General features: G+C 70.1%; 14 protein-coding genes and 2 pseudogenes. 8 read left to right on the top strand and 8 right to left on the bottom strand.

The features are described 5' to 3' along the window. Window positions 1-237: 237 nt before the first annotated feature. From FSYMDG_RS18495 to FSYMDG_RS18480, 4 genes are all read left to right on the top strand, one after another. Complete coding sequence (locus FSYMDG_RS18495) at window positions 238-1,278, top strand: 3-isopropylmalate dehydrogenase (RefSeq protein WP_013874911.1); 1,041 nt, start codon at window positions 238-240, stop codon at window positions 1,276-1,278. A gap of 261 nt (window positions 1,279-1,539) precedes the next feature. Further along, the gene (gene ilvE / locus FSYMDG_RS18490) at window positions 1,540-2,469 is read left to right on the top strand and encodes a branched-chain-amino-acid transaminase (protein ID WP_013874910.1); all 930 of its coding nucleotides are present in this window, start codon (window positions 1,540-1,542) and stop codon (window positions 2,467-2,469) included. Between the two features lie 447 nt (window positions 2,470-2,916). Next, window positions 2,917-3,303 (top strand): CBS domain-containing protein, encoded by a 387-nt coding sequence (locus tag FSYMDG_RS18485; protein ID WP_013874909.1) that lies wholly within the window; start codon window positions 2,917-2,919, stop codon window positions 3,301-3,303. Window positions 3,304-3,429: 126 nt separating this feature from the next. Next, entirely contained in the window at window positions 3,430-4,107 is a 678-nt protein-coding gene (locus tag FSYMDG_RS18480) for a Crp/Fnr family transcriptional regulator (protein ID WP_043603981.1), read from the top strand. A 250-nt stretch (window positions 4,108-4,357) separates the two neighbouring features. Here FSYMDG_RS18480 and FSYMDG_RS18475 read toward each other — a convergent pair whose 3' ends face one another. The 6 genes and pseudogenes from FSYMDG_RS18475 to FSYMDG_RS18450 form a co-directional block, all read right to left on the bottom strand. Further along, the gene (locus FSYMDG_RS18475; RefSeq protein WP_043603980.1) at window positions 4,358-4,552 is read right to left on the bottom strand and encodes a hypothetical protein; all 195 of its coding nucleotides are present in this window, start codon (window positions 4,550-4,552) and stop codon (window positions 4,358-4,360) included. A 183-nt stretch (window positions 4,553-4,735) separates the two neighbouring features. After that, complete coding sequence (locus FSYMDG_RS18470; RefSeq protein WP_013874906.1) at window positions 4,736-5,578, bottom strand: DedA family protein; 843 nt, start codon at window positions 5,576-5,578, stop codon at window positions 4,736-4,738. 17 nt (window positions 5,579-5,595) lie between these two features. Continuing rightward, a pseudogene (locus FSYMDG_RS18465) lies at window positions 5,596-5,862 on the bottom strand (undecaprenyl-diphosphate phosphatase); the annotation flags it as partial. A gap of 106 nt (window positions 5,863-5,968) precedes the next feature. Continuing rightward, the gene (locus FSYMDG_RS18460) at window positions 5,969-6,424 is read right to left on the bottom strand and encodes a hypothetical protein (protein WP_013874904.1); all 456 of its coding nucleotides are present in this window, start codon (window positions 6,422-6,424) and stop codon (window positions 5,969-5,971) included. 6 nt (window positions 6,425-6,430) lie between these two features. Continuing rightward, window positions 6,431-7,315 (bottom strand): ABC transporter permease, encoded by an 885-nt coding sequence (locus FSYMDG_RS18455; RefSeq protein ID WP_013874903.1) that lies wholly within the window; start codon window positions 7,313-7,315, stop codon window positions 6,431-6,433. Further along, complete coding sequence (locus FSYMDG_RS18450) at window positions 7,312-8,292, bottom strand: ABC transporter ATP-binding protein (RefSeq protein WP_013874902.1); 981 nt, start codon at window positions 8,290-8,292, stop codon at window positions 7,312-7,314. The genes FSYMDG_RS18455 and FSYMDG_RS18450 overlap by 4 nt, the downstream gene beginning before the upstream one ends. A 190-nt stretch (window positions 8,293-8,482) precedes the next feature. Here FSYMDG_RS18450 and FSYMDG_RS18445 point away from each other — a divergent pair, with 190 nt between their 5' ends. The 4 genes and pseudogenes from FSYMDG_RS18445 (at window position 8,483) to cimA (ending at window position 11,989) form a co-directional block, all read left to right on the top strand. Further along, window positions 8,483-8,899, top strand: a complete 417-nt coding sequence (locus FSYMDG_RS18445) for a BlaI/MecI/CopY family transcriptional regulator (RefSeq protein ID WP_013874901.1) — start codon at window positions 8,483-8,485, stop codon at window positions 8,897-8,899. Beyond that, window positions 8,896-9,822 carry a M56 family metallopeptidase gene (locus FSYMDG_RS18440; RefSeq protein WP_013874900.1) on the top strand — a complete coding sequence of 309 codons (927 nt, stop codon included), beginning with the start codon at window positions 8,896-8,898 and terminating at the stop codon, window positions 9,820-9,822. The genes FSYMDG_RS18445 and FSYMDG_RS18440 overlap by 4 nt, the downstream gene beginning before the upstream one ends. A 95-nt stretch (window positions 9,823-9,917) precedes the next feature. Next, a pseudogene (locus FSYMDG_RS29815) lies at window positions 9,918-10,010 on the top strand (DUF1232 domain-containing protein); the annotation flags it as partial. 398 nt (window positions 10,011-10,408) lie between these two features. Next, on the top strand, window positions 10,409-11,989 hold the full coding sequence (gene cimA, locus FSYMDG_RS18435) for a citramalate synthase (protein ID WP_013874898.1): 1,581 nt from the start codon (window positions 10,409-10,411) through the stop codon (window positions 11,987-11,989). Here the strand turns inward: cimA and FSYMDG_RS18430 are convergent. Continuing rightward, a complete protein-coding gene (locus FSYMDG_RS18430) occupies window positions 11,948-12,673 on the bottom strand; it encodes a class I SAM-dependent methyltransferase (RefSeq protein WP_013874897.1) in 726 nt (241 codons plus the stop codon). The two genes, cimA and FSYMDG_RS18430, sit on opposite strands and share 42 nt — an antisense overlap. After that, on the bottom strand, window positions 12,649-13,566 hold the full coding sequence (locus FSYMDG_RS18425; RefSeq protein WP_013874896.1) for a phosphotransferase: 918 nt from the start codon (window positions 13,564-13,566) through the stop codon (window positions 12,649-12,651). Before FSYMDG_RS18425 ends, FSYMDG_RS18430 begins: the two co-directional genes overlap by 25 nt. Window positions 13,567-13,579 lie beyond the last annotated feature (13 nt).

Raw genomic sequence — 13,579 nt, 5'->3', positions numbered from 1 at the left:
GATTTTTCAGTATGTTTCCTGCGATCTGCCGGGACGTGCCGCGGCGCGCATGCCTGATCATCGAAGACACCGTCGCCGACAGATGACCCGCACCCGCGGCGCGGTGGGCCCGGCGCGGTGGGCCCGGCGCGGCGCGAACGTGGTGTGAGCGTGCTGCGAACACGCCACGAAGGCCCGCCACGGCTGCGGGCGGGGGCGGGCACCGCGGGTGAGGGATGACGGATTACAGTCGCGTTCATGAGGCTTGCGGTCATCGGCGGGGACGGTATCGGTCCAGAGGTCGTCGCGGAGGGCCTGCGTGTCCTGCGTGTCATCGAGCCCAAGGTGGAGGCCGCCGACTACGACCTGGGCGCGCGCCGCTGGTACGCCACCGGCGAGACCCTGCCGGACTCGGTGCTCGCCGAACTGCGCGAGCACGACGCGATCCTGCTCGGCGCGGTCGGCGACCCCGGCGTGCCCAGCGGCATCCTCGAACGCGGGCTGCTGCTGCGGCTGCGCTTCGAGCTCGACCATCACGTCAACCTGCGCCCGGTACGGCTGTACCCGGGCGTGGCCACGCCGCTGGCCGGCGAGCACACCATCGACATGGTGGTGGTGCGGGAGGGCACCGAGGGCCCGTACGCGGGCGCCGGCGGCACCCTGCGCCGCGGCACTCCGTACGAGGTGGCCACCGAGGAGAGCCTCAACACCCGTTTCGGCGTCGAGCGCGTCGTACGGGACGCGTTCCACCGGGCGCGGGCGCGTCCCCGGCGGCGGCTCACCCTCGTCCACAAGACGAACGTCCTGACCAACGCCGGGGACCTCTGGCTGCGCACGGTCGCCGAGGTCGCCCCCGAGTTCAGCGAGATCCAGATCGACTACCAGCACGTGGACGCGGCCTCGATGTTCTTCGTCACGGATCCCGGGCGTTTCGACGTGGTCGTGACCGACAACATGTTCGGGGACATCCTCACCGACATCGGCGCGGCGATCACCGGCGGTATCGGGCGGGCTGCCAGCGGCAATCTCGACCCGTCCGGGAAGAACCCGAGCATGTTCGAGCCGGTGCACGGCAGCGCGCCGGACATAGCCGGGCAGGGGATCGCCGACCCGACCGCCACCGTGCTGTCGGTCGCGATGCTGCTGGCGCATCTGGGCCGGGCGGAGGACGCCGCCCGGGTGGAGGCGGCGGTCGCCGCGTCCCTGGCCGAGCGTTCCCGGCCGCGCAACGGCTACCTGCACGACCAGATCTCCACGCGGGAGGTCGGGGAGGACCTGGCGGCGCGGGTCGCAGGCTGAGCCGGCCGGGCCGTCTGGGCTGGTTGCGCCGGTAGGCGGGCCCGCTCCGGACGGCTGCGCGGCCCGTCCGGAACCGTCCGTTGTCGTTCCTGCTCAGAAGGTGGTTATCCGTACGCGAGCTGATGCGAGCGGCCGGAGAAACGCTATTCTTTGAAGAGCCGTAGATCCGGTACGACGGCAGCCGACGGGGCCCGACCACGGCGAAGATCGGCGCGATCGTCACTCGCCCACACGCTTCGTCGCATACGCCTGGAGTCACCCGTGCCCATCACACCGACATCGAAGATCTGGATGAGCGGCCAGTTCGTCGACTGGGACGACGCCCACATCCACGTGCTCAACCCGACGCTGCATTACGGCTGGGGTGTCTTCGAGGGCATCCGCGCCTACCCCACCGCCCGCGGCAGCGCCGTGTTCCGGCTGACCGACCACATCGCGCGGCTGTACCGCAGCGCCAAGATCTACATGATGGAGCCGTCGTTCACGCAGGACGAGCTCGTCGCCGCCGTCAAGGAGACGGTCGCCGTCAACAGGGTCGACGCCTGCTACATCCGGCCGCTGATCTACCTCGGGTACGGGGAGATGGGTCTCAACCCGCTGCCCTCCTCGATCGAGGTGATGGTCGCGGTCTGGCCCTGGGGCGCCTACCTCGGCGCCGACGCGGAGGAGAACGGCTGCCGGGCCACCGTGTCCACCTGGCGCCGCAACGACAACAACATCATTCCGCCGGCGGCCAAGGCGTCCGGGCAGTATCTCAACTCGTCGCTGGCCAAGGTCGCGGCGCTCAAGGCCGGTTACGACGAGGCCATCCTGACCAGCCCCAACGGGAACGTCGCCGACGGGTCGGGCGAGAACGTCTTCATTGTCTCGGAGGGCAGGCTGATCACCCCGCCGCTCAGCGACGGGCCGCTCGGCGGCATCACCCGGGCGTCCATCATGCAGATCGCCGCGGACCAGGGGTACGAGGTCCGCGAGCAGCACATCGTCCGCACCGACCTGTACCTGGCGGACGAGGCGTTCTTCACCGGGACGGCGGCCGAGATGGTGCCGATCGTCGAGATCGACGACCGCCCGGTCGGGGCGGGCCGCCCCGGCCCGATCACCCGCGAGCTGCTTGAGCTGTTCCACCAGGCGACCCGCGGGGAGATCGACCGTTACAAGAACTGGAACGAGCTCGTCCAGGAGCGGTAGGGCTCCGCGGACCGTCTCCGGCGGATCGTCAGTCGCGCCCGGGCCAGTGCCTGGACGGGGTCGATATCCACCGGAGATGGTCTGGCTCCGGTCGGCCGGGGCATGTCGTGACGGCCGGCCTGCCGGCTGGCCGGTACGTCTGACCGCACTGTCGTGTGATCATGCTTTCGCACAGCCGTCGCGGCCGGGTGGCACGAGCGGATGCCACGGGGCCGGCGGGCGGGATACGGCCGTGTTCCGCCCGGATGCCGGCCTTGTTCGGCTTGGGTTCGGCTCGGGTTCTGCCTGGGTTCCGCCCGGGTTCCATCCGGGTTCTGCCCAGGTTTCATCCAGGTTCCGCCCACGGACCGTTGTTTGTCGTGACGGTCTGGTCAGCGGACCATTCCGCGCCTACTCTCTCCTGTCAGGCTCTTTTTCACAAGTGCACAAGCCCCGGGGAGAGGCGTGATGCGGGTTTCCGACGGGATGACCAGTCCGGTACTCATGATCGGCCCGAACCACACCCTGCGTCAGGCGGCGCGGCTGATGGCAGCCCGGAAGGTGGGCGCGGCCATTGTGCGGGACGTCGACGGCGAGGGGTACACCATCCTGACCGAACGTGATGTTCTGATGTCGGTGGCGGCCGGCCAGAACCCGGACGTCGAACTGGTCGGAGATCATGTAGCCCGGGACGTCGTGTTCGCCGATCCCGGCTGGCCGCTGACGGAGGCCGCCGGCGCGATGCTGCGTGGCGGGTTCCGGCACCTGATCGTCTGCGACCGGGGTGACGTGGCCGGCGTGTTGTCCATGCGCGATGTAGTGCGTTGTTGGAGCGACCAGCGTGTGTCCGTTTAGGGAGCGGTGTGCCGCTGTTTGGTTGACTGTTCCTTCTGCGTCGTTTTTTGCTCCATCGACGCACATCACTGCACAAGGGGGGCACCGGGCGCCCACATTTCCCGACATTGGCGCTACGGTCACGGTGTGCAGGAGGAAGAGGTAGTCGCGCTGCTGCGGGCGACCACGTTGCTGAAGGAACTGGACGAGCCGGCCCTGGCGCGTCTCGCCGCACGATCCGTCGTGCGTCGATATCGCCGCGGTCAGGTTGTGCTTACTGAAGGTGATCCCGCTGACACGTTGCTCGTAGTGGCCTCCGGCCGCCTGAAGGTACTCACGACCGCCGACGACGGCCGTGACCACGTCCTGAACATTGCCGGTCCCGGCGACACCCTTGGCGAGCTCAACATCGTCGAGGCCGGCCCGCGCTCGGCCAGCGTCGAGGCGCTGGAACCCAGCGAGGCCGTCGTCCTCGACCGAGCCGCCGTGTGGGAGCTGGTCCGGGAGCGCCCGGCCGTCGCCGAACAGCTCATCCGGGCACTGGTGGCTCACGTCCGCCGGCTGACCGGGGCAAACGCCGACCTGGTCTTCCTCGACCTGCCTCGGCGTGTCGCCAAGCTGCTGCTGATGCGGATGCGGGAGTCCGGGCGTCCGCTGATCGAACTGGGCCTGACCCAGACCGAGATCGCCTCCCTGCTGGGTGGCTCACGCCAGTCGGTCAACCAGGCCCTGCGAGAGTTCGAGAAGCGCAACTGGATCCTCGCCGAGGGTCAGACCGTCACCATCCTCCAGGTCGAACGCCTACGCCGCTTCGCCGGCGACTGAGGGCGACAGCGGCCTTCCCCAGATCGTGGCTTCGCCGCGATCTGGGGACCCCGGGCTCTTGAGCGGGCTGTCGTCCGGAGTTTTCGGATCATCTGATGATGATCCGAAAGGCGAAGGTCGGTTTGGCCGTGTGGCGATCTGGGGCTCTGGGTTCTTAGGGGTCGTCGGGTAGCGGCGGATCATCCAGCGGCATCGCCGTACCCGCCTCCCGTTGACCCGCCGATCCCGCGCCGACCATCCAGATAAATGATCATGTCTGCGCCAGCGCCACCGATGGATCGACCCTCTCCGCGTCCGGGGCGACGATCATCCCCCAATGATCGTTGTGGCCTTGTGGATCGACCCGCCGGTAGTCGACCACGGCCGGCAATAACAGCGGGGTGACGTACGCCTGGTCCACGCGTACACGCCTGGCGCCGGTGGGCTGGCGCAGCGGAGGGATCACACCGCGCGTCCGCGAGATGGGCAGCGACGTCGAGGAGCCCGCCCTGCCGCAGTACCTGTCCGATGGTGTTCGCCCGGGGCGGAGCGTCCGGATCCGGCGACGACAGGGCGCGGGACGAGCGGTTGTAGGGCGGTATCCGCACCCAGTCCGGTTCCGGGTCGCCGAGTGGGCAGTGGGTTGATGTCACCGGCGATCGAAGCCGATGAGTTCGTGGATTCTCGATGCGCTTTGGCGAGGAACCCGAGTGGCTGCAAGCGCTGTCCCGGCCGTTGAGGAAGGTTGTGAATGTCTGGATCGCGCCGAGGAAGGAGGAAGTGGAGGAAGGTGGTGCGAGGCCGGGCCGCTCACCGGTCCCGCGGGGGGGGGAGAGATGGGCGGGTCGTGGTTGGTGACGTGGTGGTGTCGGCGGTGGAGGTGCATGCCGACCGCGACGGCGAGGATGAGGACGAGCAGGCCGGTGGAGGCCCATCCGGCAGCCTTCTCGACGGTCGCGTAGGAGGCGCCGGCGCCGTAGCCGAGCAGGGTGAACCCGACGCCCCAGAGCAGGCCACCAGCGGCGTTGAAGGCGAGGAACCGCCGGTAGGGCAGGTGGGACTGGCCCGCCAGTTCCGGCATGACCGCGCGCAGGAAGGCGGTGAAACGTCCGAGGAACACCGCTCGCCCGCCGCGGGCCCGCAGGTAGGCGAGGGCCCGGTCGAAGTCTGGGCGGCGGTGGCGTAGAAGTGGAAGAGTCAGGATCCGTTCGCCGAAGTGCCGGCCGACCTCGTAGCTCACGGAGTCGCCGACAATCGCGGCGACGACCACGACGGCGGCCATGCCGGTCAGGCTGACCGCGTGCTGGCTGGCCAGGACCCCGCCCAGGACGACGGCGGTCTCACCGGGCAGCACGAACCCGACGAAGACCGCGGCCTCGGCGAACGCGAGAACCCCGACCAGGGTGTAGGCAGCTGGTCCGTGCAGGACGAGCAGGTGGTGCAGCACCCCACCACCGGCCGCCGTAACCGCAGTCGCCGTAGCCGTGCTCATCGAGACCGGGCCGGTGGAGTGAGGAAGATCCGGATGATGCGGGCCCGGTCGGACCGGAAAAAGATCAGTAGGGCGGCGGTGGCCACGTGCAGCCCGACGACGAACGCCAGGTAGGGCGAGTCCTCGCTGTTGCCCGATGCGTTCTCGGTCACCAGGTGCTGCCAGGAACCGCCGATCAGCGCGGGTACCAGCACCGAGTGGCCCAGGCTGGAGACCGGGAACAGCTCGGTGATTCCTTGCAGGAGTCCGATGACGCCCGCTTGCGGGTACGTCAGTTCATGCACGACCGCGTCTCCGCTCGTCGGAGCGGCTCGCCCGCCCGCCGCTGAGTTGTCACAAGCGCTCCCGGACGGGCGCCGGGCCGCCCGGGTTTTCCGCCTCGTGTGGCGTTCATGTGGTGTCGAAGCAGCCGTCGAACTCGAACACCGGGTTGATCACATTTTTACCGGTGGAGGTCTGGATCATGATCGGGCCGACGATTTTGGTGGGGCCGCCGGCCTGGTAGCAGCCGTTGGAGCGGACCTGGAGTTCGAACTTGCCGTTTTGGGCCCTGCCGGCCTCGTCGGTCCAGCCGACCTGGCAGATCCAGTCGCTGCCGGCGCCCCTGTCGTGCGATCCGGGGGTGCTTCGGTGGCAGTCGGGTTTGACGGCGGCGGGGGTGAGCCCGGGGTGGCCGAGCAGGGCCTGCTGCTGGACGTAGAGGTTGGTGAAGACGGGGCCGACCGAGGCTTCGACGCGGGGCCGGGTGACGTCGGTGGCGCAGCCGGCGAGGGCGGCGGTCAGCGCGGTGACGGCGCCGACGGCGACGGCCGCGCGGATCAGCCGGTTGGAGGTGGGACGGGGCATGGCGGGTCAGCCTCCGGTGATGTCGCGGCGGCGCAGCGCCGTGTAGGCGATGGCCAGGCAGATGAGGATGTAGCCGATGCTGACGAGCGTGCCGTCGCGGAGCGGGCCGTAGTAAGGGTGCGCGGCGAGCAGGCCGTGCCAGGCGTCGAACGGGGTGACCAGCAGCAGGTGGCGGATCGTGTCGGCACCGTTGAGGAAGGCGTAGAGCTGCATGAGCAGACCGAGGATGATCGGTCCGACGATCCCGGCGGGGCTGCTGCGGGTCAGCACCGACAGCATGATCCCCAACGCGGTGAAGCCGAGCAGGGGCGGCAGCGTGCTCGCCCAGGCGGCGAGGATCAGCCCGGCGGTGCGTCCCGACGGCAGCAGGGTGCCCGACAGGCTCTCCAGCGGCTGGTGGCCGACGAGGAGCACCCCGGCGGCCAGGCAGCTCAGCGCGAGGACGGCGAGGAGGAGCACCGCGAAGGTTGCCGCGGCGAGCGCCTTGGCCCAGAAGATCTGGGTGCGGCTGTGGGAGCGGGTGAGGATCGTCTTCCAGGTGCCGTGCTGGTCCTCGCTGGCGAAGATGTCGCCGGCGACGAGGCTGGTGAGCAGCGGGAACACCCATTGGGCGGCGAACCCGAGAACGAGCAGCGGGGTCGCGAAGCCGCTGGCGTGCACCCACCGGCCGTACAGGGTGTCCTTCGGCAGGCGGTCCTGTCGATCGAGCAGCACCACGAACACGAACGGCGCGACGAGGCAGACGGCGAGCGTGACGCGGGTGCGGGCCTGAGCGGCGAGTTTCGTGATCTCCCACCGGTAGGCGGTGACCACCCGGCCACGGCCGACTGGCCGGGGGCGGACCGTCGCGGGCGGTACCGGGGCTGTGGCGGTGGTGGCTGGGGTGGTCACGAGGTCACTCCGGTGAGGGTGTCCGGCTGGGTCTGGGCGGGCGCGTCGAAACCGGCATCCGGGTCGGTTTCGGTGAGCATGAAGAACAGCGACTCCAGCGGCGCGATCTCCAGGTGAAGGGCGCGGACCGCCAGGTTGGACCGGCCGAGGGCGATGATGTAGGCGTCCGCGTCGGCGGCCTGGGCGCGCAGCGCCAGACCGCCATCGGGATGGACGGAGACGGCCACTGCCCGATGGCCGGCGGCCAGGCGCAGCGCCTGCTCGTCGTCGCTGGTCATCAGCCGATGGGACGGGTCTGGAGCCTGGGCGCGCAGTTGGTCGATCGAGCCGTGGTAGACCACCCGGCCGGTGCGCATGATGGTGACGTTGTCGCAGATCTCCTCGACCTCGTCCATGTTGTGGCTGCTCAGCAGCACGGTCAGCCCCCCGGCGGCAAGCTGTTTGACCAGGGCGCGCATGTCCCGGATGCCAGCGGGGTCCAGGCCGTTCGCCGGCTCGTCGAGCACGAGTAGCCGCGGGTCGCGCAGCAGCGACGCGGCGACCCCGAGGCGCTGGCGCATCCCGAACGAGTAGCCCCCGACCTTGTCATCCGCCCGTCCGGCGAGGTCGACGACGTCGAGCACCTCGTCGATCCGGCTGTCCGCCCCGCCGCCGTCCAGGCCGGCCAGCAGGTTCAGGTTCCGCCGGCCGGACAGGTAGGGGTAGAACCGCGGACTCTCGATGAACCCGGCGACCCCATCCAACATCGACGGGCCGGCATCCCCCCAGGTCCGGCCGAACACCCGCAACGTCCCGGCGTCCGGACGGATCAGCCCGAACAGCATCCGCAGGAACGTCGTCTTCCCGGCGCCGTTCGGGCCGAGGATCCCGTACACCTCCCCGACATCCACCCGCAGATCAACATGATCCACCGCGGTGAGACCACCGAAACGTTTGACCAGCCCGGAAGCCTCTACCGCCGGAACGCCGACCGCCATACGTCCTCCCGTCGAACATCCACATGTCTACTACTCAGTGAATAGTAGACCGTCGATGGAGGTGGCGAGCGGCGGCATCGGGACCGCCGAAAGGGCTGGTACCTCGAAGGCTGCCATGGAGCCTTCGCGCGTCACGCTCGACTATCAGACTCCTTGTACTATCAATCTAGTAGTAGCGAGGAGGGTGAGAGTGGCGCGGAGACCCAGGCGCGAACCGGGAGCACTCGAACGGGAGATACTTGCCGCGATCGCGGCGGCCGGCCGGCCCCTCACCCCGGCCGAGACACTCGCCGAACTCGGCGTGCCCCTGGCCTACACCACGGTGATGACGACCCTCGCCCGCCTGCACGACAAGGGCGCCCTGACCCGAGCGCCCGCCGGGCGTTCCTTCGCCTATGCCCCGGCCGCCGACCCGGACACTCTCGACGCCGCGCTCATCGCCCGGCAGATGATCCGGGTGCTGGGCGCCGGCGCACAGCGGGCCGAGACGCTGGCCCGTTTCGTCGCGGACCTGAGTCCGGAGGACGAACAGCTCCTCGTCGACATCCTCGCAGCCCACCAGTCGGACACCGACGTCGACAGCGCGGACGGCGGGCCTCGGCGATGACGGCCGTCGCGCTCGTCCCGTTCGCCACGAGCCTGCTGCTGGCCGTCGGCGGTGGCTGGCTCGGCCGGCGGCTCCCGCCCGCCGCCGCCACCCGGCTACTCACCACCGCCTGCCTGGTCACCGCGCTGGCCACCGGTTTCATCCTGGCGGTCGTCGCCTTCACCCTGCTCGCCCCACTGCCCCCGCTCGCCGCGGTCGGACACTGGTCGACCACCGTGGTTCGCGGGCACGACCCGCTGCCGGCCCCGGCCGGACTGCTGCCCGCCGCCATCGTCATCGGGCTGCTCGCCGCAGCCACCCGCCGAGCGGTCGGTGTCGGCAAGGACCTGGCCGCAGCGGAACTCACCTGCCGCCGGCTCGGACCCGCCCCCACCGGCCTGGTCATCGTCGATGACGACCGCCCCGACGCCTACACCCTGCCCGGACTCACCGGCCGCATCGTGGTGTCCACCGCGATGCTGCGCGCGCTACCCGCCGACGAACGCCGCGTTCTGCTCGCCCACGAACACTCCCACCTCCGCCACCGCCACCACGCCTACACCCAGCTCGCCGACCTCGCCGCCGCCGCCAACCCGCTCCTGCGGGCAGCCGCCGCCACCGTCCGCCTCGCCGTCGAACGCTGGGCCGACGAAGACGCCGCCGCGACCACCGACAACCGCGCTGTTGCCGTCCGCGCCCTGGCCCGCGCCGGCCTCGCCCGCGCGGGCACAGCGACCATGCCGACCGCGGCGCTCGGCGCCGTGCATACCGACCTCGCCCATCGGGCACGGGCACTACGGGAGCCGCCTCCGAAACCGCAGCCCGTCCTGGTCCTCGTACTCGCCGCGCTCATTTTGGCCACCGCGGCCGCCGCCGTCGGCACTTCCCGCACGACCGAACACCGGTTTGAACGCGCGCAGGCGACGTTCGCGCACCGGACCTGACCGGTCGCGCACGGGCCGAAGCGACGAAGCCGGGCAGGGGAAACTTGTAGATCATGTCTGACTGGCCAGTCGGACTCGTCATCGCCTTCGGCTGCCTGATCGCCAGCCCTATCGACCTGATCCCGGAATTCCTCCCAGTGATCGGCCCCCTCGCCGTCGCCCCCGCCCTGCGCTACGCCGGCCGACGACCAGGCACGCAGATGGGGCGCGACACCGCCAACCCTGTCACCGGCACGGCGGACCTGACCGGTGATATTCGGAGCCATCGTCATGATTACATCGCCTCAGTGGTCGGTCGGTGGGCTTACCGATCATTCGGTGGTGAGTTGGAAAGGTGTGGGCTGTTTTGTGAAAGTGGGTTCGGACGTGGTGCGGGTTTTGTCGGGGGCTGTGGGAGTGCGGGCTTCTGGGCGGGTGGCGCCGTACAGTGGGCAGTCGGCGGTGAACCCGCCATCGTCGCGCGTGCCGGCTGCCCACCCACGCCGCCGGGCGCGTGACACCCCTCGAATCCGCAGGCCAGGATCCACAGATCGCGATCCGCGGATGGCCGACTACCCGCAGGTGATCCGCAGCTGAGAGGCACGCCGTGCAGCCAGACGATCCCGACTCCTTTCACGTCTACGACACGACGTTGCGTGATGGGACCCAGCAGGAGGGGTTGTCGCTGTCGGTCGGCGACAAGATCGCGGTAGCTCGGCACCTCGACGAGATCGGGGTCGGCTTCATCGAGGGCGGCTGGCCCGGGTCGAACCCGAAGGACGCCGAGTTCTTCCGCCGTGCCCGCACCGAGCTGAGGCTGGAGCACGCCCTGCTCACCGCCTTCGGCGCGACCCGCCGGGCCCGCACCACCGCCGCCGACGACCCGCAGGTCGCCGCCCTGCGGGAGGCCGGCACAGCCGTCGTCTGCCTGGTGGCGAAGTCCGACCGCCGGCACGTCGAGCGTGCTCTGCGCACCACCCCCGTCGAGAACCTGGCGATGATCCGCGACACCGTGGCGCATCTGCGCGCCGAGGGCAAGCGGGTGTTCGTCGACGCCGAGCACTTCTTCGACGGCTACCGCGCCGACGCCGACTACGCCCTCGAGGTGGTCCGGGTGGCGGCCGAGGCCGGCGCCGAGGTCGTGGTCCTCTGTGACACCAACGGCGGGATGCTGCCGACCCGCGTCGGCGACGTCGTCTCCGCCGTCCGCGACCGCACCGGCGCCCGGCTGGGCATCCACTGCCACAACGACACCGCCTGCGCGGTCGCGAACACCCTGGTCGCGGTCGAGGCCGGCGTCACCCACGTCCAGGGCACCGCCAACGGCTACGGCGAGCGCTGCGGCAACGCGGACCTGTTCAGCGTCGTCGCCGGGCTGGAGACCAAGCTCGGCCGCCGGGTGCTGCCCCCGGGCAGACTGCGCGAGCTGGTCCGGGTGTCGCACGCCATCGACGAGATCACCAACTCCGCGCCGGACGCCCACCGCGCCTACGTCGGCGCGAGCGCGTTCGCCCACAAGGCCGGCCTGCACGCCAGCGCCGTCAAGATCGACCCGGACATGTACCAGCACATCGACCCCGCCGTGGTCGGCAACGACATGCGGATGCTGGTCTCGGAGCTCGCCGGCCGGGCCACCATCGAGCTCAAGGGCCGGGAGCTGGGCCTGGACCTCTCCGGCCAGCGCGAGGCGCTGGGGAGGGTCGTCGACCTGGTCAAGGAGCGGGAGGCGGCCGGCTACACCTACGAGGCCGCGGAGGCGTCGTTCGAGCTGCTGCTGCGCGACGAGACCGAAGGCCCCCGGCGGTTCTTCACCCTCGAGTCGTGGCGCGTGATCGTCGAGCGGCGGCCGGACGGCGAGGTCGTCAGCGAGGCGACCGTGAAGCTCGTCTCCAACGGCGTGCGGCACGTGTCCACGGCCGAGGGCAACGGTCCGGTCAACGCCCTCGACCGGGCCCTGCGCGAGGCCCTGGAGAAGAGCTACCCGGGCCTTGCCGACCTCGACCTGGTCGACTACAAGGTGCGCATCCTCGACGGCCGGTCCGGCACCGGCGCGGTGACCCGCGTCCTGGTCGGCACCAGCGATGGCCGCGACCGCTGGGACACCGTCGGTGTCGACGAGAACATCATCGCCGCCTCCTGGGAGGCGCTACAGGACGCCGTCACCTACGGCCTGCACCGCCAGGGTTAGGACATTCTCCATCTTCAACCACCGACTGATTGCCGACCGGCAATCAGCAAGGTGTCCGGGGCCAAGCACCGGTCCAGCCGGGTTGCCCGGATACCGGTGAAGGAGAATTGACGCAGAAGCCTGGTCCAGCCATCGGCCGAGGCAAGAGAGTGCGCTGACCGCGCCGGTGGGCCGCTGGAACGCGGCAGTCGAATCCCACCGGCCACCGGGAAGTCCCAGACCGAGAAGACAAGCCAACCGCCCGGCCTGAGCCGATCGCGAATCCGGGCCAGGAGCGGAGCCGGCGGGCACAGGCCGACGGCACCAAAAACCGCTGTAGCAGACGTCGATGGGTTCGCAGGTGGCGAGGTAGCGGGCCGCGTCGGTGCAGTGGAAGACCGGGGATGGCCATCGGGCACGGGCGCGGCGGATCTGGGAGGGGGCGGCGTCGATTCCGACGCCGCGGGCGCCGCAGCGGTCGACGAGGTAGGCAAGATTGTCGCCGGTGCCGCAGCCGAGTTCGACGACGCGCTTGCCGCGGATGTCGCCGAAGAGTTCGGCGCCTGGGTCGTTGACGCCGGTGCGGGTCCAGCGGAACCTGTGGATGGCGGGCCGAGTGTCGAGATCGCCGGCCGCGATCCGGGCGCGGGCGTGCTGCTCCCAGACCGCGGTGTTGATCGCTACAGGGTCGGGATGCCCAGGCATGTGATCGCCTCGCGGAGGTGGCGGCGGACGACCTGCGCGACGAAGTCGTCCTGTCTGGAGTCGTTGATCCAGGTAGTGGCCTGTTCGAGATACCAGGCGATGATCCACAGCCGGTGCCAGCCGAGCGCCCAGGCTTCCGGGGGAAGACCCGTACGGGGCCGGGCAGCCTCGCCGTATCCGCCGGCTCGGATGTAGTCCCGGATCATTCGGCGGAGCGTCGCCGGGTCGGCCGGGCCAGTGGTGCCCTGCCAGGAGGCCAGGTCGAGCAGACCGGGGCCGGTGAAGGCTCGCGCCCAGTCGAGCAGCCGCCAGCCGTCCGGGCCGATGTGCAGGCTTGTGGGGTGGAACTCGCTGTGACACAGTCCGAACGGCGGTAGATCGGCGCCGAGGGAGAGCCGATCAGTGTGATCGTCCAGTGCCAGGAGCGGACCGTCGAGGTCCGTGGTGTCGCTCCACCGGCCGGATGACCGCAGGTCGGCGAGGCTCGAGACTGCGCGCCCCGGCAGTTCGATCAGCGCCTTGCGGTCGAGGACGGGGAGGAAGCCGGCCGGGTCGGCATTGTGGGTGGCCACGGCCGCCGCGATGCCGTCGTCCACGGTCGCTTCCCGGACCGGTTCGCCGAGGTCTTCGAGCAGCATGCCGAGCATCCCGCCGTGTTCCACACTCGCGATCAGCCGAGGGGTCGGGATGCCCTGGGCTGCCACGTGGCGCAGCGTGTCCGCCTCGCCGGTGAACGGCTTACGTGCGAACTTGAAGATCACTCGCTGGTCGCCGGGGAAGATCAGCCGTTCGACCCCGGACAGGATCCAGACCCATACCGGCGTACGCGAGAGCAGGCCGTGTAGGCCGGCCTGTGTGGTGAGCCGGTCGAGCAGCGCGGTCGTGTCGTCCATCGTTCGAGTCTCC

This window comes from Candidatus Protofrankia datiscae, assembly GCF_000177615.2.
Lineage (GTDB): Bacteria > Actinomycetota > Actinomycetes > Frankiales > Frankiaceae > Protofrankia > Protofrankia coriariae.
This window is presented reverse-complemented; position numbering and strand designations above follow the sequence as displayed.

Excerpts from the sequence above, each read along its gene's own strand:
- FSYMDG_RS18495 (WP_013874911.1), top strand. The coding sequence starts at position 238 with ATGAGGCTTGCGGTCATCGGCGGGGACGGTATCGGTCCAGAGGTCGTC.
- FSYMDG_RS18485 (WP_013874909.1), top strand. The coding sequence starts at position 2,917 with ATGCGGGTTTCCGACGGGATGACCAGTCCGGTACTCATGATCGGCCCG.
- FSYMDG_RS18470 (WP_013874906.1), bottom strand. The coding sequence starts at position 5,578 with ATGAGCACGGCTACGGCGACTGCGGTTACGGCGGCCGGTGGTGGGGTG.
- FSYMDG_RS18460 (WP_013874904.1), bottom strand. The coding sequence starts at position 6,424 with ATGCCCCGTCCCACCTCCAACCGGCTGATCCGCGCGGCCGTCGCCGTC.
- FSYMDG_RS18450 (WP_013874902.1), bottom strand. The coding sequence starts at position 8,292 with ATGGCGGTCGGCGTTCCGGCGGTAGAGGCTTCCGGGCTGGTCAAACGT.
- FSYMDG_RS18440 (WP_013874900.1), top strand. The coding sequence starts at position 8,896 with ATGACGGCCGTCGCGCTCGTCCCGTTCGCCACGAGCCTGCTGCTGGCC.
- FSYMDG_RS18430 (WP_013874897.1), bottom strand. The coding sequence starts at position 12,673 with ATGCCTGGGCATCCCGACCCTGTAGCGATCAACACCGCGGTCTGGGAG.
- FSYMDG_RS18425 (WP_013874896.1), bottom strand. The coding sequence starts at position 13,566 with ATGGACGACACGACCGCGCTGCTCGACCGGCTCACCACACAGGCCGGC.